Consider the following 21,176-nt stretch of genomic DNA (forward strand, 5'->3'; position numbering starts at 1 on the left):
GATGGCCCCTTACTTCTTATGCCGAATACGCGGGTTCACCACGCCATAGAGCAGATCGACCAGCAGGTTGACGAGGATGATCATCGTCGCTACCAGCAGTACCCCACCCTGCACCACCGGATAGTCGCGGCGTTGCAGCGCGTCAATTAGCCAGCGGCCCAGCCCCGGCCAGGAGAAGATGGTTTCGGTCAGGATCGCCCCGGCCAGCATCGTTCCCACCTGCAGGCCGATAACGGTCACCACCGGCAGCATAGCGTTACGCAGGGCGTGAACAATAATCACGCGCATGCGGGTCAGGCCCTTGGCGCGGGCGGTACGGATATAATCTTCACCCAGCACCTCCAGCATCGCTGAACGGGTCATACGGACAATCACCGCCAGCGGGATAGTGCCGAGCACCACCGCAGGCAGGATCATATGCGCCAGCGCATCGATAAAGTTGCCCTCTTCACCCCAGATGGCGGTGTCGATCAGCATAAAGCCGGTGAGCGGATTGCTGTCGTCGAGGAACACCATATCGCTGACGCGCCCCGAGACGGGGGTCAGGTTGAGCTGCACCGAGACCAGCATGATCAGCATCATGCCCCACCAGAAGATCGGCATGGAGTAGCCGGTCAGGGCCAGACCCACTGCGGTGTGGTCAAAAATGGAACCGCGCTTCACGGCGGCGAGAACGCCCACCGGGATACCGACGGCCACGGCAAAAATCATGGCGCAGACACCGAGCTCCAGCGTCGCTTGAAAACGCGGCACGAACTCTTCCCACACCGGAAGACGGCTTTTCAATGAAATCCCTAAGTCGCCGTGCAGAACGCCCCAAACGTAGTTGACGTACTGCTGCCACAGCGGCTTGTTGAGGCCCAGCTCAGCCAACAGCTGCGCATGGCGCTCGGGGGAGATACCACGCTCACCCGCCATGATCATCACCGGGTCACCGGGGATCATATGGACAAAGGCAAAGGTGAGAAGGGTGATACCGATAAACGTCGGAATAACTAATCCCAGACGTCGGAGGATGAACTGCAACATAACCCGGATTCTCTCTGATGACGCACGCCCAGTGACGTGACGTCTGTATTGCTCACAAATCTAACGCCGGGTGGCGCTACGCTTACCCGGCCTACACTCGTAGGCCCGCGCAAGCGTAGCGCCGCCGGGCATGGGGTGCAGTCGCACCCCTTACGCTTTTTATTATTCGACAGACACGTTTTCGAAGTGGTGTTTGCCTAATGGATCAACAACATAGCCTTTCACCTCTTTACGCACTGGCTCGTACACGGTGGAGTGAGCAATGATCAGCGCCGGAGCCTGATCGTGCATCACCACCTGAGCCTGTTTGTAGAGCTCGATACGCTTGTTGTGATCGTCCGCAGCGCGTGCCGGCTGGATCAGATCTTCAAACGGCTTGTAGCACCAGCGAGAGTAGTTAGAACCCTGTTTTGCTGCATCGCAGCTGAACAGGGTGGCGAAGAAGTTGTCCGGATCCCCATTGTCCCCGGTCCATCCCATCATCACGGCCTGGTGCTCACCTGCTTTAGCACGCTTCAGGTACTCGCCCCACTCGTAGGTAACAATTTTGGCCTGCACGCCGATCTTCGCCCAGTCAGCCTGAATCATCTCAGCCATACGGCGAGCGTTCGGGTTGTACGGACGCTGTACCGGCATCGCCCACAGCTCAACGGTGAAGCCTTTATCCTGACCGGCTTCTTTCAGCAGCTGCTTCGCCTTCTCAACGTCGTAAGTATAATCCTTAACGTCGTCGTTATAGCCCCACATGGTCGGCGGGATCAGGTTTTTCGCTGCGGTGCCCGCGCCCTGGTAAACGGCCTTGATGATCGCCTCTTTGTTGACCGCATAGGTCAGCGCCTGGCGTACTTTCACGTCATCAAACGGTTTTTTCTCGGTGTTGAAAGAGAGGTAGCCCACGTTCAGGCCCGCCTGCTCCATCAGGTTCAGGTTTTTATCCTGCTTCATACGCGCGATGTCAGCCGGGTTCGGATACGGCATGACCTGGCACTCGTTTTTCTGCAGTTTTGCATAGCGTACAGAGGCGTCAGGCGTGATGGAGAAGACCAGACGGTCGATCTGCGGCTTGGTGCCCCAGAAGCCTTCAAACGCTTTGTACAGGATGCGGGAGTCTTTCTGGTATTGCAGCAGCTGGAACGGACCGGTACCGATTGGGTTGAGGTCCACTTTCTCCGGCGTGCCGGCTTTCAGCATGTTATCTGCATACTCTTTGGACATGATAGAGGCGAAGTCCATCGCCAGGTCAGCCAGGAACGGCGCTTCCGGACGCGAGAGAATAAACTGAACGGTATGATCGTCCACTTTTTTCACTTCGCTAATCAGGTCCGGCAGGCCCATGCCTTCGAAGTATTCGTAGCTGCCGCCAGAGACTTTATGGTACGGGTTGTTCGCGTTTTTCTGACGGTCGAAGGAGAACACGACGTCGTCGGCGTTAAGCTCACGCGTCGGTTTAAACTCTTTGTTGTCCTGCCATTTTACGCCCTGACGCAGATGGAAGGTGTAGGTCTTCCCGTCTTCGCTGACGTCCCACTTCTCAGCGAGGCCCGGGATAACTTCGGTGGTACCGATTTTGAACTCAACCAGACGGTTATAGATAGGTACTGAGCTGGCATCGTAGGTTGTACCAGACGTAAAGAGCTGCGGGTTAAACCCCTCCGGCGAGCCTTCAGAACAGTAAACCAGGGTTTTTGCCTGCACACTTGCTGCGACAGTCAGAGCCACCAGGCTGAGACCAAGCTTCAGCATCCCTGACTTCTTCAAGGAAATACTCATTATTCTGCTCCAATGTGATATGTGTTGTTTACCCGTTGCAGCGGGTATAACCGACAAACCTTTATTTATTTTTTACCGGTCTGGTCGGCGGTGCCCAAAGGCAGCTTAAGGGGAGGTGATTCCTTTCAAAAGGTTGACTGAGTTGCAGTGCAGATTCTCCGTGAAATGCCCCTCATGCCCTACAATCTGTCAACAGAATGTCAAAACGTCAATACAGGTAACCGGGTTTTACATCGAAGGTGAGAATTAACAAACAAAGCGTAAAAAAAGCGCAATCCGCTATTTCCAGCAGAGAAATTTGTGCTATGGCCTGGATGGCAGGACGATCAACTCCTCAGACCATTTGAACCAGCGTTTTACATTAGTGAATATTGTGAAAAAATTCTGACAGGATGATGAATATGTGAGCGATTAATACCGCGAACGTTAAAACGCACAGCGGAAAATGCTGAGTTAGCCATAAGCAACGCGAAAAAAGATTCATCTATGTATAAATAAATACAATGGAATATGTCACAAAACGGTGACGTCTCGGTACAAAAAATGGCAGCCTGGCCCCGCCTGGTACGCTCTCTTTTTCCCCGCCCTGCCCCAAAAGCAGACTGAACAGCGCCCATTTGATTAGCGTGCTATTAGTTACATTTTAAATTACTTTGTCAGAAGAGATGAATTTATCATCCGCACATCTGTTTCTGGGAGAGCAAATGGCGATGATAAATAACTTTAATACGGTAGCAAAACCGGGCGGTAACCTCTGCAATCTGGCGTGTGACTACTGCTTCTATCTTGAAAACAGCGTGCCGCGTAGCGCCTGCGCCATAATGGATGATGCTACGCTGGAAGCCTATATCCATAACACTATTGCCTCGACGCCGTCGCAGGAGGTGGCGTTTTGCTGGCAGGGCGGTGAGCCAACGTTATGCGGGATCGGCTTCTTTGAAAAGGTCATTGCATTTCAACAACGCCACGCTAGTAACAAAACTATTCATAATAGTCTGCAAACCAATGGCGTATTGCTTAATGACGCGTGGGCGCTATTTCTCAAAGAGCATAGGTTTCTGGTGGGTCTCTCTGTCGATGGTCCCCCTTCTATCCACAATACCTGGCGTAAAACAGGCTCAGGAAAACCCACCTACTCAAAGGTCGTTCGCGCCATTCGCTGCCTGCAAAAACATGACGTGCCAATCAATGCCATGGTGGTGGTCAGCCAACGCGCTGAAGCGCAGGGTAAATCGGTCTACCGCTGGCTAACCCAGGAGCTTAACCTCCGTCATATTCAATTTATTCCGCTCGTTGAACCTCATACCGCCTGGGCAGTAAGTCCTGCAGGCTGGGGGCTGTTTCTGCGCGACGCCTTTGATGAGTGGCTAAAAAAAGACGTTGGCGAGGTGTTTGTCCAGTTTTTCGATAACCTTCTTGGCGTCTGGATCGGAGAGCCTGCCACGCTCTGCACTATGCAACCTACCTGCGGACAAAGTTTATTAGTCGAGAAAAATGGCGATGTGTATAGCTGCGATCACTATGTCTCCCCGAAATATAAGCTCGGCAATTTAACCCAGGACTCCATGTTGGCATTAGCCAACTCGCCTTTTCAGCAGCGTTTCGGACAGGAAAAAGCCCGCCTCTCTGCACGCTGTATAGCCTGCCAGTGGCGTTTTGCCTGCTATGGCGGCTGCCCTAAGCATCGGGTTATTTCGCACGATAACGAAGCGCAAAACTACCTGTGCGCCGGCTATTTAGCCTTTTTTCGCCATATTACCCCCTATATGAACGTAATGAGAAAGCTTCTGCTTAATCATCAACCTCCTGCGTGGGTGATGGATAACGTCCCGGAGATCCGGGAACAGGTCAAAAAATTAATGGAGCTTGAGAAGTGAAACCTAAAAATGAAATTAATGAGAATCGTCGCGATCTATTAAAAGGGCTAGGCATTGCCGCTGTTGCCAGCCTGCTACCGGAAACAGGGCGTGCTGCCCAGACCTGTACCGCCCCAAAGGCCGCCTGGGATGTGCCTTTTACAGGAAAAATTCCCGACGCCGTTCCGCAGGGCTATAACATATTATTGATCACCTGCGATCAGGAGCGTTTTTTTGATCGCTACCCTTTCCCGGTACCCGGACGCGAAAGGCTGATGAAAACCGGGGTGGTTTTCACCAATCATCAGAATAGCGCTAACGTCTGCACCCCATCACGCTCCGTAATGTACACGGGCCTGCATATGCCGCAGACCCGCATGTTTGATAATCTTGGCTTCCCGTGGATGAATTACGATCTTGACCCTAAACTGCGCACGGTAGGGCATATGATGCGGGAGCTGGGTTATTACTCGGCTTATAAAGGCAAGTGGCACCTCACCCAGGAAATTGACCACCCTGTGGCAGGCAAACCGGAAGAGGAGGTGAATATAGGTGATATCCCGACGCCTCGCTTGCACCAAATTATGGATGGGTACGGATTTTCTGACTATCACGGGATAGGCGATCTTATTGGTAAAAGTAAAGGCGGGTATTTCTTTGATTCGGTGACAACCGGGCAGTCTATAAGCTGGTTACGCAATACCGGCAGGCCGCTTAACGACCAGCAAAAACCCTGGTTTGCGGCCATAAACCTGGTTAACCCGCACGACGTTATGTTTATTGATACCGACGAACCCGGAGATAACGTGCAGTGGAAAGGCCCCCTGGATAACGAAGACCATAGCCTGCATCCAACCCAGCCGCCGCATAACCAAATCTATCAGCAGAGCTGGGGAAACTATCCGCTGCCTGCAAACCGCCATCAGGCGCTGGATGAGCCAGGAAGACCCTCGGCGCATAAAGAGTACCAGCAGGCGAGAGCGGCAATGGAAGGGCAATTTCCTGACGAAGATCGCCGCTGGCGTAAATTGCTGGATTACTATTTCAACTGTATTCGTGACAATGACCAACATCTTGAGGCCATTCTCAACGAGCTGGATAATCTCGCCTTAACGAATAAAACCATTATTGTGTTTACCGCCGATCATGGGGAGCTGGGCGGTGCACACCAGATGCACGGTAAAGGCTCTTCGGTCTATAAAGAGCAGGTGCATGTGCCCATGATAATCCGCCATCCTGCTTATCCTGGAAATGTGCGTTGCAACAGCTTAACAAGTCATCTGGATCTAGTGCCGACGCTGGTGGGTCTGACCGGGTGTGATATATCACTGCGCGATAAAGTGCTGGCTGGCAGAAAGGGGCACGACATGAGCGCGCTTTTGTCACAACCAACACAAGCGAGCCTGCATGCGCTTCGCTCTGGCGCGCTCTATTGCTATGGAATGATCCTGTATATGGATGCCAAATATACCGCGACGTTCCGGGCGCTAAAAGCTAAGAACCTCCCCCATGACCAATTTAAAAAAGAGATGGCTAACGTTCATCCCGACTTTGAACATCGCTCCGGTATAAGAATGATTAACGACGGGCACTATAAATTTGCCCGCTATTTTTCGCTCAAGCAGCATAACTCACCGAAAACAGTGCATGAGCTACTGGCCAATAATGACGTTGAGTTATTCGATACGGTTAACGATCCTGATGAAAATAATAATCTGGCAAAAGACCCAGAAAAATATCAGGCGCTGATCATGGCAATGAATGAGAAGCTGAACCGGTTAATTGCCGATGAGATAGGCAATGATAATGGAAGCTATATACCGCCCTTTGACGGTAATCGCTGGGATCTGACGGCCTCCGAGATGCACCAGTATATGCGCGATTAACGCTACGCCTGCCGGGCCAACAAAACGTGCATAATGCAGACCAGAGCTATGGGATACACAAAATCATTCGCGCTGTATCGCGGCGGCAAGGGAACGAATCCCGATGAGCTTACTGTAGTAAGTGATTCGGGTGAGTGAGCGCAGCCAACAAAGAGACAGCGTGAAGGATGAAGTGTATCCGGTGATAGAGGATGACTCGTCACTGTGTGACTCGCCCTGCGGGTCGTTGCTAAAGCAACGCTCTCTCGCTGCGCTCGAGTCGAACCTCCTTGCCCCCGGAGGTTCTCATCCTCTCAGGCACAGATGCAAAAAAGCCTGCTTTAAAAGCAGGCTTTTCAAATTTGGTCGGTGATAGAGGATTCGAACCTCCGACCCCTTCGTCCCGAACGAAGTGCGCTACCAGGCTGCGCCAATCACCGAATGCGGGGCGCATCTTACTGCTGGCAACCCCAAGCGTCAATCCCTTATTGTAAAAAAGCCATTCGATCGGTGAGAAACTCACCATGCGGCTTAATTCGCTTTCGCAGCCTTGTCCGGCACACGACACCAGTTGTTGTTCTGGTTGATCCCGCCGTCCGGCGAGGTGTAACCCAGACAGCCCATAATAGTGTCATACAGCTCAACGTGGCGGCGCGGCACCTTCATCGCCGCCTGCTGCTTGAGCTGGGCAAACATCTTCGCTTTCTCCGGGTTCTCCAGATACTTGTCAGACATCCACACCATCATCGGCACGCGGAACTGCTCCGGCGGCGCCATGTTACGCGGCGTACCGTGCAGGTGCTCATGCTCGTTAATCGACTCACCGTGGTCGGCAGCGTAGAAGACGATCGCCTTCTTATCCCGCACCTGATCGATCACCTTGCTAATAAAGCTGTCGACGTAGGTGACCGAGTTGTCATAGGCGTTGATCAGCTCCTGCTTGCTGCACTCCTTATCAATGCCTACGCACTCTGGGGTCCACTGCGCATAGCTGCGCGGATAGCGCTGCACGTAGTTGTAGTGTGACCCTTTGGTATGCAGCACAATCAGGTGCTTACCGGTTGGGTTGTTCTGCAACGCAATGCTAGTCTCATCCAGCAGCAGCATGTCGTCCACGTGCTTGCCCCGGTTGCGCGGCTCAGCGCCAATCTGCTCGCGGTAGCTGATGTTGTCCGCCATGGTGTTGCTGTAGAACCACATCTCGCTCTGCATCGCATAGAGATCCGAGGCAAAACCGAGCTGCTTAAGTACCGCAAAGATATTCTGCTCCTTCAGGGTACGCTGCGGATTTTCATCTGCCCCGCCCTGCCGGACAAACATACAGCGCAGCGAGAGCTTGGTGGCCGTATCGCAGGAGTAGCCGCGGAACGCCGCCAGGTTCTTCTCCTGAGCAAGCTTAGGCGTGGTATTACGCGCGTAGCCAAAGATGCCCATATGATCCCAGCGGGTCGTCTCACCGATGATAAAGATCACGGTGGTATCCTCCAGGTCTTTAGGCGGTACGTAGGTGAACTTTGTTGCCGGGTTCATTAGCGATTTGTTGTCCGAAGACTCATCCACCTGCGCCCAGGCGTACAGCCCCAGCGCCGACAGCCAGTTGGACGGCAGATAGGAGTTCGCCACCACGCCGCCGTAGCTCGGCATATCCACGCCGGTGCTGCGCTCGACCTTCTTCTGCTGCATGTCCATCAGGCGGATCGGCCCCCAGACCATCAGCCCGGCCAGCACCACCAGCGTCACGCTGCGCAAGCGCTGTCCCGGCGTGCGCAACTGGCGCAGCAGGGTGTAGCGGCAGCGGTTGCTCCAGATAAACAGCAGCGGCAGCGCGCTGACCGCCACTAGCCAAATCACAAAGTGCAGGCCCACCACCTCTTTCGAGAGGTCGATATCCGTGGTCATTACCGAGGCAATAATGCCGTAGCCAATCACCACGTTCAGGAAGGTCATATAGTAGCTGGCCCCGGCGGAGAACATCACCAGCAGGGTGGCCAGCACGCGCCAGGCGCGGCGGCCCAGCAGCGAAAGCACACGCAGTAAAAAGAAGGTGATCAGTACCGTGCCGAAGAGCTCAATCGCCACGGCACAGGCTTTGGAAAAGGTAAAATCTTGCGCATAACTGTCAAAACGGCGGAAGAAGACGGCGCAGTTCATAAACAGGCCGATGTATAACGCCAGCAAGAAGCTAAGCCTCTGCTGCGTCATGATTTTGATATATCTCATGCAAGCTGCCCTGTAAAAAGGGAATCAATAAAAGCACCTACATACTGTGTCTTTCACCAGCAGGCAGGTTAATAGAGTGCGATGGAAGTCAAACCAGGTAACTTCTTAAAGCGCGGCATAGTAGACCACAAGGCTTCAAAAAAGTGTCATGAGGAATGTGATCCGGTCAGATATTTACAAAAATATGACCGGATCGAGAGAGGCAGAAAAAAGATTAAGAGGTGATGACGTTCAAGGTAACGTCGATGTTATCGCGGGTGGCATTAGAGTACGGGCAAACCACATGCGCCTTCTGTACCAGCTCTTCCGCTTCCTGACGATCCATGCCCGGCAGGTGAATATCCAGTTGGGCCTCAATGCCAAAACCGGTCGGGATCGGCCCGATACCTACCTGCCCTTCTATATAGGCATCCTGCGGAATTTTCTTCTGCTCTTGCGAGGCGACGTGCTTCAGTGCGCCAAGGAAGCAGGCCGAGTAGCCTGCGGCAAACAGCTGCTCCGGGTTGGTCGCTTCGCCACCTGCCCCGCCCATCTCTTTGGGTACGCCGAGTTTAATATCCAGCACGCCATCAGACGAGACAGCGCGGCCATCACGGCCGCCGGTTGCTTTTGCTTTCGCGCGGTAAACCACTTTTTCTAAAGACATCGGGTGACTCCTTTTTGTTGGAAGCGCTAATCACTAAAGATAGTCGCTGTCACCCGTCCCGGGAGGATTACCGCACGAAAAGCCGTCAGGCATGCACCTGTTTATACACTTTGCTCTGCGGCTGGCGAATGGTGGTGGAGAGTGCCAGAGAGAGGATCAGCAGGGCAAAAATGACGCAGAAGGTAATGAAGAAGCCGCCGAACAGCGAGGCGATAATCGAACCGCAGATGCTGCCGATACCGAAGCCTAAGTAGATCACGCCGTAGTTTTTCGCCAGGTTGTTCAGCCCGAAGAATTCGCTCACCAGCGACGGGAATACGGTAATGGTGCCGCCGAAGTTAAAGGCGACGCAGGCAATGGCGGCGAAGAAGGTCATCGCATTGAGCGGAGCAAACAGCAGCGCGGCCATGCCCACCAGCGAAACCACCTGACCGAGGGTAATCACCCGGATACGGGCAATCTTGTCAGAGAGGATACCCAGCACCAGGCGGCCTGTCAGGTTAGCAATAGCAATCACCGTTACCGCGTTGGCTGCGGTAGCCATATCCAGATGCACCATGCCCTGAGCGATATCTTTCGCTACGCCAATTACGTACAGGCCGCTCATGCAGGCGGTCAGGAACATCACCGCCAGCATCCAGTACTGCGGTTTACGCATGGACTGCGCCAGGGTGAAGTCGTTTTCGACCACGCCGTTAGTCATGGTGACTTTCTGCTGCGGGGCGTCTTTCATCAACATCGCGCCAAACAGGATCATACCCATCACAATCGCACCCCAAATCATAAAGGTGCTCTCCAGGCCCACGGTCGCCAGCAGCTGGCTGTCGATGAACTTGAAGCCGAGGCTGCCAAGACCGTAGGAGCCAATGGCGAACGCCGAGATCAGCCCTTTACGCTCCGGGAAGTATTTAACGCAGTTGGAGAGGGTCAGCAGGTAGCCTGCGCCATCGGCCAGGCCCACCAGCACGCCAGCGCTCAGCCAGAGCATCATCAGGTTGTTGGCATGCGCGGTGAGCATCAAGCCAATGCCAAGCAGGATGCCGGAGGCCATTGTGACGCGCTTAACGCCAAAACGCTCCTGCAGCTTCCCGGCCACCGACGAGGAGATCGCCAGGCCCAGGCTGAGCAGGCCAAAGGAGAAGGCGACCTGGCTTACCGGCTCATCGAGCTTTTCTGCCAGCGCGCTGTTGAACAGGCTCCATGTGTAGACCGATCCTAAGGCAAACTGAGTGATGATGGTGCCGACAAGGGTTAGCCAGCGAGTGCGATTTGCGGTTGATGTGTTCATGGCAGTCTTCCTGCATAAGGAAATTAAGAAATTCTCTGCCGTCAACGATAGCGAAGCGCATTTCATGCCGGGTGAAAAAAGGCATGAAATGCAGCGAGGAGGGAATGAAATGCCCTGGAGAGGGAATGAATGGCAGCGCCCATGTCGGCCGCTGCGTTTTTTAGCGTATAAGTTAGTGGGTACTATCAACGCCAGGCGCGCCAGCCGTGTAGTTTAAATGTTAATCACTTGTTTAAAACAGGTACTAAAACCGCGCGCTCACGCCCATGCTGTAGAGATAGTTCTGCCCGGTGACGTCGTTCTCTGACTGCGACATAGCGGCGTAGGCTGCAAGATGCGGATTGAGCAGCATATCCGCGCCAAAGGTGACGTCCATCCAGTTGCCATACTGGCTGGACGCAGAGAGGCGATTGAGGCCCGACTGGCTCTTCCACTGATTTTCGCCAAACTGCTGGTTGTAGCTAACCTGCGCCCACGAGCGAAGATCGCCAAAGTGGCTGTCTACCCGCCAGCCTACGGAGCTGACGCTGGCATGCCATAGCGGATCGCTAAATTGCAGGTTGGCTGGACTGTCGCCAAACTCATTAAACATCGTTGAGGTTGAGCTGTCGTAATGCCAGACGGCCACCGGCCCGGTGGTGACGCTGTAAGCCAGTGGAAAATTCCACCCCATGCTCATCGTACTGGTGGCGTCGAGTGGGTTATCATCGGGCAGGTTAAAGGTGGCACCAGGCAGGTTCTGTCCTGACCGGATACGCTCCTCCAGAATATCGTCATAGCGTGGTTGGTGATCGCTATCCCATGTATAGCGATCTGTCATATTACTTTGCGGGTCTATCACGATATATTCCTGCTGCCAGGCATTCGCCGTGTGGCAGAAAAACACGCAAACAGACGCTATCGCCAGGCGGCGGCCACTGAATTTTTTAGTGTTCATCAATGCGACTCCAGAAGAGAGCCGAATTCGGCATTATTGTTATCGTTCTTGGTGGGCTTAAAACCCTGTATTAAATATTGTCTCTTTACCAGGGACGTCAAGCCAGCGGCAGTGATTTCTTTTGTGATTCACAGCAACAAAGGGAGCGGAATATGCAACGTTGTGGCTGGGTCAGTCAGGACCCGTTGTACATCGACTATCACGACAGGGAGTGGGGCGTTGCGCAAACCGACGGCCAAAAGCTGTTTGAGATGATCTGCCTCGAAGGCCAGCAGGCCGGACTGTCATGGATCACGGTGCTGAAGAAGCGGGAAAACTACCGCCGCTGTTTCCATCAGTTCGATCCGCAGCGCGTGGCGGCGATGCAGGAGGAGGAGGTCGAGCGCCTGATGCAGGACGCGGGCATTATTCGCCATCGGGGGAAAATTCAGGCCATTATCGGCAACGCCCGCGCTTATCTGGCGATGGCGGAGAGCGGCGAGTCCTTCAGCGAGTTTGTCTGGTCATTTGCCGGGCATCCACCCCGCGTGACCCAGGCGGCCACCCTGAGCGAAATCCCCACCTCTACCCCGGAGTCAGATGCTCTGTCAAAGGCGCTGAAAAAACGTGGCTTTAAGTTTGTCGGCACCACCATCTGCTATTCGTTTATGCAGGCCTGCGGCCTGGTCAACGATCATATTACCGGCTGTTTCTGCCATCCAGGAGGCGACGATGATCCACGAATGGCATCGTAAAGATAGCGCTCCGCTGCTGCAGCTGTGGCTGGAGAGCACCGCCTTTGCCCACCCCTTTATCCGGGAGAGTTACTGGCAAGAGAGCATCCCCATGGTGCGGGATATCTATCTTGCCAACGCTACCACCTGGGTGTGGGAGGACAACGCAGGGCTACAGGGGTTTGTCAGCGTGATGGATGCGCGCTTTGTCGGCGCGCTCTTTGTACGCCCTGCCGCCATCGGCAGGGGCATTGGTCGGGGGCTGCTGGAACATGTCATGCAGCGCCACCCCCAGCTCAGTCTGGAGGTGTACCAGAAGAACACCCGGGCGGTGCACTTCTACCATGCCTGCGGGTTCCGAATTGAGGATTGCGCATGGCAGGATGAAACGCAGCACCCGACGTGGATCATGAGCTGGCAGGCGGATCAAACGCCGTAAGCGTCAGTGCCGGACCGGTATACTTCTCTACCCATGCCAGGGCGGTATTGCCCGCGCAGCCGTTGCCCAGCCGCGAGGTGGGAAGATCCCGCGTCAGCACGTTGACCGCGCCATTTTTACAGATGCCGCCCGCCGCCGGGTCGAGATCCGGCCAGCCGCCCTCATGAATGCAGATCACCCCGGGGCGGATGCCCTCGGTCACGACCGCACCCGCCAGCACCTGCCCGCGTCCGTTCCATACGCGCACCACGTCGCCGGCAACAATCCCGCGCGCCTGCGCATCCTGCGGGTGCAGGGTAATGGGTTCACGCCCGGCCACCGCGTACCGCTCGCGCAGTTCGCTGTAGCTCAGCTGACTATGCAAACGGTGCGCCGGATGCGCCGACAGCACCTGCAACTGTCCGGACTCGGCGTTGCCGTGCCACTCCACTGGTGCAAGCCACATCGGGTGCGGCGGACAATCCGCGTAGCCGTAGCCGGCAATGCGTTTTGAGTAGATCTCGATCTTACCACTGTCGGTTTTCAGCGGATTCGCCTGCGGATCGCGGCGGAAGTCGGCAAAACGGATGAAACGCGCACTCTGCTCGCTCTCCGGCATCTCAATCAGCTGATTGGCTTCCCAGAACTCTGCAAACGGCGGCAGGGACACGCCCTGGCTCGCGCCGCGTTGACCAGCGATCTCATAGAAGGTTTCCAGCCACTGCAGATCGGTTTTGCCCTCGGTAAAGCGCTCCCGGCCCCCCTCTTCCCAGCGCTCGCTCAGATCAGCGAAGATCGCCAGATCGTCCCGGGCTTCGTCCTGCGGGGCCACGACCTGCTTCATCGGCACCAGATGCTGGTTGCTGTAGTCGCCAGTCATGGTGAGATCGTTGCGCTCAAAGGAGGTGGTAGCCGGCAGAACGATATCCGCGTGTTTCGCGGCGGCGGTCCAGTAGCACTCGGAGATCACCACCAGCTCCGGCTTCTGCCAGGCGCGGATCAGCCGGTTAGTATCCTGATGATGGGTAAAGTTCGCGCCACCGGCCCACCAGATGAAGCGAATATCCGGGAAGTGCCTGTCCATGCCGTTGTGCTGGTACGCGCCGCCAGGGTTTTCCAGCGCCTCAACGATGCGCGCCACCGGGATCTTATCGACCGCATCCACGCCGCCCTGCACGCTGCCCTGCATCGAGGCCAGCACCGCCGCCCGCCGCGTCGGGTTGCCGCCGTTAGCAAAGTGGTAAGAGAGACCAAAGCCGCCGCCCGGCGTACCGATCTGCCCCAGCATCGCTGCCAGAGTCACCAGCATCCAGTGCTTCTGCTCGCCATACTGCTGACGCTGCATCCCCCAGCCCGACATCAGCATGGTGGTATTTTCATGGAACAGCCTGGCCAGCTCGCGAATTTTCTCCGCCTCAATGCCGCAAATCGCTGCTGCCCACTCGGCGCTTTTCGCTACGCCGTCGCTCTCGCCGCTCAGGTAGGCAGCAAAGAGTTCATAGCCCTCGGTGCAGCGCGCCAGGAAGTCGCTGTCCTGCCAGCCGTTCTCCAGCAGGGTATGAGCGATGCCGAGCATCAGCGCCACGTCAGTCCCCATATGCGGGGCGATCCACTCCATGCTGTCACCGAAGAAGTCGACCGTTTCCGATCGCATAGGATCGATGCAGATCAGCCGCTTGCCGCTGCGTCGCAGCCGATCAAAAAAGGCGATGCCCTGCTCATCCGAGGCGTTCCAGGCAATTTTCAGGGTGTTAAGCGGGTTAGCGCTCCAGAGCACCACCACTTCGCTGTGCTCCAGCACCAGCGGCCAGCTGGTCTGCTGCTGATAGACCTCGTTGCCCCCGACGACATAGGGCATGATCGCCTGCGCCGCGCCGGTGGAGTAATCCCCCAGGTGACCGGTATAGCCGCCGGCAAGGCTCATATAACGCTGTAACAGCGTCGCCGCCTTATGCAGCACGCCGTTGGAGCGCCAGCCGTAGGAGCCAGCAAAGATTGATGACGGACCGTAGCTATCGCGAATGCGCTTATGCTGGGCGTGGATCAGATCCAGCGCCTCGTCCCAGCTGACACGCACAAACTCATCCTGGCCACGAACGCCCTGCGGGCTCTCCGGCGAGGCGAGAAAGCCTTTGCGCACCATAGGAAAACGCACTCGGGTCTTGCTGTGAACCTGGTCGCGCACCGCCGTCTGGAGCGAGTTCGGATGGGCGGTCGGCAGCGCGCCGCGTGAGTTCAGAACCTGTACGCCATCGGTTTCAACCAGCATAGGCCCCCAGTGGGCCGCGGTCAGAACCGTTTTAATTGTTGTGTTTGCCAAAGCGCGTGCTCTCCGGTCGTAGATGCAGGTGTGATGACCCTTTATACAGGCCATTCAATGTTATTTACAAAATTCAGATTCTTTCCGGAAATTTTCACCCTATTCAGGCGTCATAATCAACCACCACCTTGCAGTGGCTTAGAACGAAAACGTATTTAAGGATAAACAATGAAAAAACGCGTCATTATGATTGCCGCCGCAGTATGCGGTGCCATGGCAATTTCTGGCTGTACGACTAACCCCTACACCGGCGAACGTGAAGCAGGTAAATCTGGCATCGGCGCGGGCATTGGCTCGCTGGTCGGCGCAGGCGTAGGCGTCCTCTCCTCCTCGAAGAAAGATCGCGGTAAAGGTGCGCTGATTGGCGCAGCGGCAGGCGCGGCGCTTGGCGGCGGTGCGGGCTACTATATGGACGTGCAGGAAGCTAAACTGCGCGAGAAAATGCAGGGAACCGGCGTGAGCGTGACGCGAAACGGCGACAACATCGTGCTTAACATGCCGAACAACGTCACCTTCGACAGCAGCAGCGCGACCCTGAAACCGGCGGGTGCTAACACCCTGACCGGCGTGGCGATGGTGCTGAAAGAGTATCCGAAAACGGCGGTGAACGTGGTGGGCTACACCGACAGCACCGGCGGCAAGGATCTCAATATGCGTCTGTCACAGCAGCGCGCCGACTCGGTTGCCAGCTCGCTGATTACCCAGGGCGTAGACGCTACTCGCCTGCGCACCAGCGGCATGGGCCCGGCGAACCCGATCGCCAGCAACAGCACCGAAGAGGGCAAGGCGCAGAACCGCCGCGTCGAGATCACGCTTAGCCCAACGCAGTAAACAGGGACGCTCGCTCCTGTAAGCCCGGTAAGCGCTAGCGCCACCGGGCAAATAACTTGCTTAGGCCGATTTTCTCGCTAAGGTATTCTCACTAAAGCCAGGGAAATCAGCGATGAGCAAATCACCACGCCCCACCATCAGCGATGTCGCAAAAGCGGCGAAAACCGGTAAAACCAGCGTGTCGCGCTACCTCAACGGTGAGCAGAATCTGCTCTCTGAGGATCTGCGCCTGCGCATAGAGCACGCCATTGCCACCCTCGACTACCGTCCCAGCCTGATGGCGCAGGGTCTCAAGCGCGGCCGCACTCGTCTGATTGGCCTGATCATCGCTGATATCACTAACCCCTACTCCGTCAACGTGCTCAGCGGCATCGAGGCCGCCTGCCGGGAGAAGGGTTTTACGCCGTTGGTCTGTAATACCAATAACGAGCTGGACCGGGAGCAGCACTACCTGGATCTGCTCCGCAGCTATCAGGTAGAAGGGATCGTGGTCAACGCCGTGGGGATGCGAGAGGAAGCGCTGAACCGCCTGCAGCAGTCGGCGCTGCCGATGGTGCTTATCGATCGCAAGATCCCTGATTTCGCCTGCGACGTGGTGGGGCTGGATAATACCCAGGCCGCTACGACCGCCACCGAGCACCTGATCCAGCAGGGCTTTGAGGCGCTGCTGTTTCTCAGCGAGCCGCTCGGCACGGTCAATACCCGCCGCGAGCGCCTGAGCGCCTTTCGCGCTACGCTGGCCCGCTACCCCGGCGTGGTGGCGGAAAACGCCGAGGCGGTGCTGCACGAGGCCGCGCAGATCGATAACACCCTGCGGCAGTTCCACGCCCGCCATCGCGGGATGCGTAAAGCGGTGATCTCTGCCAACGGCGCGTTAACCCTTCAGGTGGCCCGCTCGCTCAAACGCATCGGCCTGCACTGGGGCAGCGACATTGGCCTGCTCGGCTTTGACGAACTGGAGTGGGCCGAGCTGGCAGGCGTCGGCATTACCACCCTCAAGCAGCCCACCTGGCAGATTGGCTACGCCGCCGTTGAGCAGGTGGTACGCCGCATCGACGGGAGTGACAATACTGTTCGCGAGCAGCTCTTCTCCGGCGAACTGATTGTGCGTGGCTCAACGTCTCTCTGATAACCTTCGTGACGACGATCATGCTTTAGAGATAGCGAACTTTTCTTTGGAACCGGTTCCATCTAGCGTTAAGGCAAGAGTTAACGCTGGAGTGACCAGATGGAAAGAAAAATTATTGTTGTCACCGCCGCCTACGGCCATGACCGCCTGACCCAGTTGGGCGGGCAGGCGGCGGTGCTCCCCTTTATCGCTAACGGCGGTGCGGATGGCGTCGAAATCCGCCGGGAGCTGTTTAGCCCGCAGGAGCTGAAGAGCCTGCCCGCGCTGGCCGCCGCCATTGCGAAACACGGTCTGCTGGCCTGCTACTCCGCGCCAGAGCCGCTCTGCCTGCCCGACGGCACGCTGAACCCGCTGCTGCCGGCGCTGTTGCAGGAGGCCCATGCCCTTAACGCCCTGTGGCTGAAAGTCTCCCTCGGCCATTTCCAGCACAAATCGACCCTTGAACCGCTGCGCGCCCTGCTGGCCGAAAGCGGCATGGCGCTGGTGGTCGAAAACGATCAGACCGAGTGCGGCAAAATTGCGCCAATGCAGCGCTTCAGCGCCGCCTGCAAGGTACTGGATCTTCCCGTGACGCTGACCTTTGATATGGGCAACTGGCTGTGGGTGGACGAGTCCCCAGAAGAGGCCGCGCGCCTGCTGGCCCCTGCCGTGAGCTATGTCCACGTGAAGGCTGCCCAGGCTCATCATTTCCATTGGCGTGCCGTGCCGCCAGACCATGACGATCCGCGCTGGCAGGCGCTGCTTGACGCCCTGCCCGCTGACGCACCGCGCGGTATCGAATTCCCTCTTGAAGGGCGCGATCTGACCGCCGTCACGCGCCGCTACGTCACCTGGTTACGCGAGGAGTTTCATCATGCATAACGCCCTGGATGTCATCACCATTGGCGAAGCGATGGCGATGTTTGTCGCCACCGAGCCGGGCGAACTGGCCGAGGCCGAGGCCTTTATCAAGCGCGTCGCAGGCGCGGAGCTTAACGTGGCCACCGGCCTCGCCCGCCTTGGGCTTAACGTCAGCTGGGTCAGCCGCGTCGGGTCCGACAGCTTTGGCCGCTTCGTGCTCAGCTCGCTGAAAAAAGAGAGTATCAACAGCGAGAGCGTCACCATTGATGAACGCTATCCCACTGGTTTTCAGCTGAAATCGCGGGCGGAAAATGGAACCGATCCCATTGTGGAGTACTTCCGCAAAGGCTCTGCCGCCAGTCACCTCTCTTGCGATGACTTTGATACAGCAACGTTTAGCCGAGCACGGCACCTGCACCTAAGCGGCGTAGCGGCGGCGCTGTCAGCCAGCGCTTACGATCTCCTGGATCATGCAGCAAGCACCATGAAGGCGCAGGGAAAAACGATCTCTTTCGATCCTAATCTGCGTCCGGTGCTGTGGAAAAGCGAAGCGGAGATGGTTGAGAAGCTGAACCGTCTCGCCTTCCAGGCCGACTGGGTGCTGCCAGGCTTGAAAGAGGCCGCCATCCTGACGGGCAAAAGCACGCCGGAGGCCATGGCGGACTTTTATCTGGATCGGGGCGTTAAAGCGGTGGTGATTAAAACCGGTGCCGACGGAGCATGGTTCAAAACCGCCGCTGGTGAGCAGGGCGCGGTTGCCGCCGTCAGGGTAGATAACGTCGTCGATACCGTTGGCGCAGGAGATGGCTTCGCCGTTGGGGTGATCAGCGCCCTGCTGGAGGGAAAAACCTTCCCGCAGGCGGTGGCACGCGGGAATAAGATTGGCTCGCTGGCGATCCAGGCTCCTGGCGACAGCGAAGGCTTACCGACGCGGGCGCAGCTCGCAGAAACGTTCTAATTACAGATCCTCTGTACCCTACACAACAGAGGCAGCATAAACCTCAACATTCGAGGCAAGCCTATGAAAAGTTCGACCAATGCAGCTAAACGCTGGCTGTACATTATGCCGATTATATTTATCACCTACAGCCTGGCCTACCTTGACCGGGCCAACTTCAGCTTCGCGTCCGCTGCCGGTATTAACGAGGATCTGGGCATTACCAAAGGCATCTCATCGCTGCTGGGCGCGCTCTTCTTCCTCGGTTACTTCTTCTTCCAGATCCCCGGCGCACTCTATGCCGAGCGTCGCAGCGTTCGCAAGCTGATCTTTATCTGCCTGATCCTGTGGGGAGCGTGCGCCTCGCTGACCGGCGTGGTCAATAATATCCCGATGCTGGCTGCCATTCGCTTTATTCTGGGCGTAGTGGAGGCGGCGGTCATGCCGGCCATGCTGATCTACATCAGCAACTGGTTTACCAAATCCGAACGTTCCCGGGCCAATACTTTCCTGATCCTCGGTAACCCGGTCACGGTGCTGTGGATGTCGGTGGTTTCCGGCTATCTGATCCAGTCCTTCGGCTGGCGTGAAATGTTCATTATTGAAGGCGTTCCGGCCATCATCTGGGCATTCTGCTGGTGGGTACTGGTAAAAGATAAGCCCGAGCAGGTGAAGTGGCTGGCAGACGATGAAAAGGCCGCGCTGCAGGCTCAGCTGGAGAAAGAGCAGGAGGGTATCAAAGCGGTACGTAATTACGGTGAAGCTTTCCGCTCGCGCAACGTTATCTTGCTCTGCATGCAGTACTTCGCCTGGAGCATCGGCGTGTACGGCTTCGTGCTGTGGCTGCCGTCGATTATCCGCAGCGGCGGCGCAAACTTAGGCATGGTAGAAGTGGGCTGGCTCTCCTCTGTCCCCTACCTGGCCGCGACCATTGCGATGATCCTCGCCTCCTGGGCCTCTGATAAGCTGCAAAACCGCAAGCTGTTCGTCTGGCCGCTGCTGCTGATCGCTGCCTTCGCCTTTATTGGCTCCTGGGCGGTGGGTGCAAACCACTTCTGGATCTCCTATACCCTGCTGGTGATCGCCGGTGCGGCGATGTACGCCCCTTACGGCCCCTTCTTTGCCATCATCCCAGAGATGCTGCCGCGTAACGTGGCGGGCGGCGCTATGGCATTAATCAACAGCATGGGCGCACTCGGCTCCTTCTTTGGCTCGTGGTTTGTGGGCTATCTCAACGGTTCCACCGGCAGCCCGTCCGCATCGTACATTTTTATGGGGGTGGCACTTTTTGTTTCGGTATGGCTTACTTTGATTGTTAAGCCTGCCAATAATCAACAGGCTCCAGCCCGCATGATGCGCGCCGGACGCCCCTCAACCCATTGATTACGGAGATACGCATGAAGCCGTCCATCATCCTGTACAAAGCACTGCCTGACGATCTGCATCAGCGTCTGGAAGACCACTTTACCGTCACCCAGGTCGACAATCTCGACCCGGAGACGGTACAAAAAAACGCGGAGGCGTTTGCAGATGCAGAGGGCTTGCTGGGTTCGAGTGAGAAAGTGGACGCGGCGCTGCTGGAAAAGATGCCGAAGCTGCGTGCCGCCTCCACCGTGTCGGTTGGCTACGATCAGTTCGACGTTGATGCCCTGAACGCGCGGGGCATTTTCCTGATGCACACCCCTACCGTGCTGACGGAGACGGTTGCCGATACCATGATGGCGCTGGTTCTCAGCACCGCCCGCCGCGTGGTGGAGGTGGCGGAGCGAGTGAAAGCAGGCGAATGGAAACAGGGTATTGGCCCGGACTGGTTCGGTATCGACGTGCATCACAAAACGCTGGGCATCATCGGCATGGGCCGCATCGGGCTGGCGCTGGCGCAGCGGGCACACTTTGGTTTCGGCATGCCGATCCTCTATAACGCCCGCCGTCATCACAGCGAGGCGGAAGAGCGTTTCCAGGCCCGCTACTGCGATATCGACACGTTGCTGCAGGAGTCAGACTACGTTTGCGTGGTGCTGCCGCTGACCGACGAGACGCACCATATGATTGGCGCAGAGCAGTTCAAGAAGATGAAGTCGTCCGCCATCTTTATTAACGCGGGCCGTGGTCCGGTGGTAGATGAGCAGGCGCTGATTGCGGCGCTGAAAAGCGGTGAGATCCACGCCGCCGGGCTGGACGTCTTTGAGCAGGAGCCGCTGCCGGTGGATTCGCCGCTGCTGAGCCTGCCGAACGTCGTTGCCCTGCCCCATATCGGCTCGGCAACGCACGAGACGCGCTACAACATGGCCGCCTGCGCCGTCGACAACCTGATCGACGCCCTCAACGGCAAGGTAGAGAAAAACTGCGTGAATCCACAGATAGCGAAGTAAATCGC

General features: G+C 56.6%; 18 protein-coding genes, 1 tRNA gene and 1 other RNA gene. 11 read left to right on the forward strand and 9 right to left on the reverse strand.

Annotation, left to right across the window (positions count from 1 at the left end):
• Positions 1-9: 9 nt before the first annotated feature.
• Both dppB and dppA read right to left on the reverse strand, forming a co-directional pair.
• Positions 10-1,029, reverse strand: coding sequence for a dipeptide ABC transporter permease DppB (dppB, locus tag NR795_RS16375; protein ID WP_103820436.1), 1,020 nt, complete (start codon positions 1,027-1,029; stop codon positions 10-12).
• A 162-nt stretch (positions 1,030-1,191) separates the two neighbouring features.
• Positions 1,192-2,799: a dipeptide ABC transporter periplasmic-binding protein DppA gene (gene dppA, locus NR795_RS16380; protein ID WP_238082475.1), complete on the reverse strand. Its 1,608-nt coding sequence runs from the start codon at positions 2,797-2,799 to the stop codon at positions 1,192-1,194.
• Between the two features lie 710 nt (positions 2,800-3,509).
• Here dppA and NR795_RS16385 point away from each other — a divergent pair.
• Both NR795_RS16385 and NR795_RS16390 read left to right on the forward strand, forming a co-directional pair.
• Positions 3,510-4,676 carry an anaerobic sulfatase maturase gene (locus tag NR795_RS16385; protein ID WP_238082473.1) on the forward strand — a complete coding sequence of 389 codons (1,167 nt, stop codon included), beginning with the start codon at positions 3,510-3,512 and terminating at the stop codon, positions 4,674-4,676.
• Entirely contained in the window at positions 4,673-6,541 is a 1,869-nt protein-coding gene (locus tag NR795_RS16390) for a sulfatase-like hydrolase/transferase (protein WP_257758766.1), read from the forward strand. The genes NR795_RS16385 and NR795_RS16390 overlap by 4 nt, the downstream gene beginning before the upstream one ends.
• Positions 6,542-6,716: 175 nt before the next feature.
• Here the strand turns inward: NR795_RS16390 and NR795_RS16395 are convergent.
• From NR795_RS16395 to NR795_RS16415, 5 genes are all read right to left on the reverse strand, one after another.
• A non-coding RNA gene (locus NR795_RS16395) (RtT sRNA) lies at positions 6,717-6,851 on the reverse strand.
• A gap of 32 nt (positions 6,852-6,883) precedes the next feature.
• Positions 6,884-6,960 (reverse strand) — tRNA-Pro (locus tag NR795_RS16400).
• A gap of 91 nt (positions 6,961-7,051) precedes the next feature.
• Positions 7,052-8,740, reverse strand: coding sequence for a kdo(2)-lipid A phosphoethanolamine 7''-transferase (gene eptB, locus NR795_RS16405; protein WP_257758767.1), 1,689 nt, complete (start codon positions 8,738-8,740; stop codon positions 7,052-7,054).
• A gap of 214 nt (positions 8,741-8,954) precedes the next feature.
• On the reverse strand, positions 8,955-9,386 hold the full coding sequence (locus tag NR795_RS16410) for an organic hydroperoxide resistance protein (RefSeq protein WP_042394035.1): 432 nt from the start codon (positions 9,384-9,386) through the stop codon (positions 8,955-8,957).
• Between the two features lie 85 nt (positions 9,387-9,471).
• The gene (locus NR795_RS16415) at positions 9,472-10,674 is read right to left on the reverse strand and encodes an MFS transporter (RefSeq protein ID WP_257758768.1); all 1,203 of its coding nucleotides are present in this window, start codon (positions 10,672-10,674) and stop codon (positions 9,472-9,474) included.
• Between NR795_RS16415 and NR795_RS16420 the strand changes: the two genes are divergently transcribed.
• Positions 10,673-10,891 (forward strand): hypothetical protein, encoded by a 219-nt coding sequence (locus tag NR795_RS16420; protein WP_144817925.1) that lies wholly within the window; start codon positions 10,673-10,675, stop codon positions 10,889-10,891. The two genes, NR795_RS16415 and NR795_RS16420, sit on opposite strands and share 2 nt — an antisense overlap.
• 27 nt (positions 10,892-10,918) lie before the next feature.
• Here NR795_RS16420 and NR795_RS16425 read toward each other — a convergent pair whose 3' ends face one another.
• Positions 10,919-11,611 carry an autotransporter domain-containing protein gene (locus NR795_RS16425; RefSeq protein ID WP_144817924.1) on the reverse strand — a complete coding sequence of 231 codons (693 nt, stop codon included), beginning with the start codon at positions 11,609-11,611 and terminating at the stop codon, positions 10,919-10,921.
• A gap of 152 nt (positions 11,612-11,763) precedes the next feature.
• Here NR795_RS16425 and tag point away from each other — a divergent pair, with 152 nt between their 5' ends.
• Both tag and NR795_RS16435 read left to right on the forward strand, forming a co-directional pair.
• Positions 11,764-12,345, forward strand: coding sequence for a DNA-3-methyladenine glycosylase I (tag, locus tag NR795_RS16430; RefSeq protein ID WP_257758770.1), 582 nt, complete (start codon positions 11,764-11,766; stop codon positions 12,343-12,345).
• The gene (locus NR795_RS16435) at positions 12,323-12,763 is read left to right on the forward strand and encodes an N-acetyltransferase (protein WP_257758771.1); all 441 of its coding nucleotides are present in this window, start codon (positions 12,323-12,325) and stop codon (positions 12,761-12,763) included. The genes tag and NR795_RS16435 overlap by 23 nt, the downstream gene beginning before the upstream one ends.
• Here NR795_RS16435 and NR795_RS16440 read toward each other — a convergent pair.
• Positions 12,732-15,116 (reverse strand): molybdopterin guanine dinucleotide-containing S/N-oxide reductase, encoded by a 2,385-nt coding sequence (locus NR795_RS16440; protein ID WP_257758772.1) that lies wholly within the window; start codon positions 15,114-15,116, stop codon positions 12,732-12,734. The genes NR795_RS16435 and NR795_RS16440 overlap by 32 nt on opposite strands.
• 114 nt (positions 15,117-15,230) lie before the next feature.
• On the opposite strand from NR795_RS16440, the gene NR795_RS16445 reads away from it, so the two are divergent.
• The 6 genes from NR795_RS16445 to ghrB all read left to right on the forward strand — a co-directional run bounded on the left by NR795_RS16445 (position 15,231) and on the right by ghrB (position 21,171).
• Positions 15,231-15,893, forward strand: coding sequence for an OmpA family lipoprotein (locus NR795_RS16445; RefSeq protein ID WP_144817920.1), 663 nt, complete (start codon positions 15,231-15,233; stop codon positions 15,891-15,893).
• Positions 15,894-16,005: 112 nt separating this feature from the next.
• On the forward strand, positions 16,006-17,022 hold the full coding sequence (locus tag NR795_RS16450; protein WP_144817919.1) for a LacI family DNA-binding transcriptional regulator: 1,017 nt from the start codon (positions 16,006-16,008) through the stop codon (positions 17,020-17,022).
• A gap of 99 nt (positions 17,023-17,121) precedes the next feature.
• Complete coding sequence (locus NR795_RS16455) at positions 17,122-17,883, forward strand: sugar phosphate isomerase/epimerase (protein ID WP_144817918.1); 762 nt, start codon at positions 17,122-17,124, stop codon at positions 17,881-17,883.
• On the forward strand, positions 17,876-18,820 hold the full coding sequence (locus NR795_RS16460; RefSeq protein ID WP_257758773.1) for a sugar kinase: 945 nt from the start codon (positions 17,876-17,878) through the stop codon (positions 18,818-18,820). Before NR795_RS16455 ends, NR795_RS16460 begins: the two co-directional genes overlap by 8 nt.
• 63 nt (positions 18,821-18,883) lie before the next feature.
• Positions 18,884-20,182 (forward strand): MFS transporter, encoded by a 1,299-nt coding sequence (locus NR795_RS16465; protein WP_257758774.1) that lies wholly within the window; start codon positions 18,884-18,886, stop codon positions 20,180-20,182.
• Positions 20,183-20,196: 14 nt separating this feature from the next.
• Positions 20,197-21,171, forward strand: coding sequence for a glyoxylate/hydroxypyruvate reductase GhrB (ghrB, locus tag NR795_RS16470; protein WP_144817916.1), 975 nt, complete (start codon positions 20,197-20,199; stop codon positions 21,169-21,171).
• Positions 21,172-21,176: the final 5 nt, after the last annotated feature.

The sequence above is a fragment of the Pseudescherichia sp. L3 genome (assembly GCF_024656065.1).
Lineage (GTDB): Bacteria > Pseudomonadota > Gammaproteobacteria > Enterobacterales > Enterobacteriaceae > Pseudescherichia.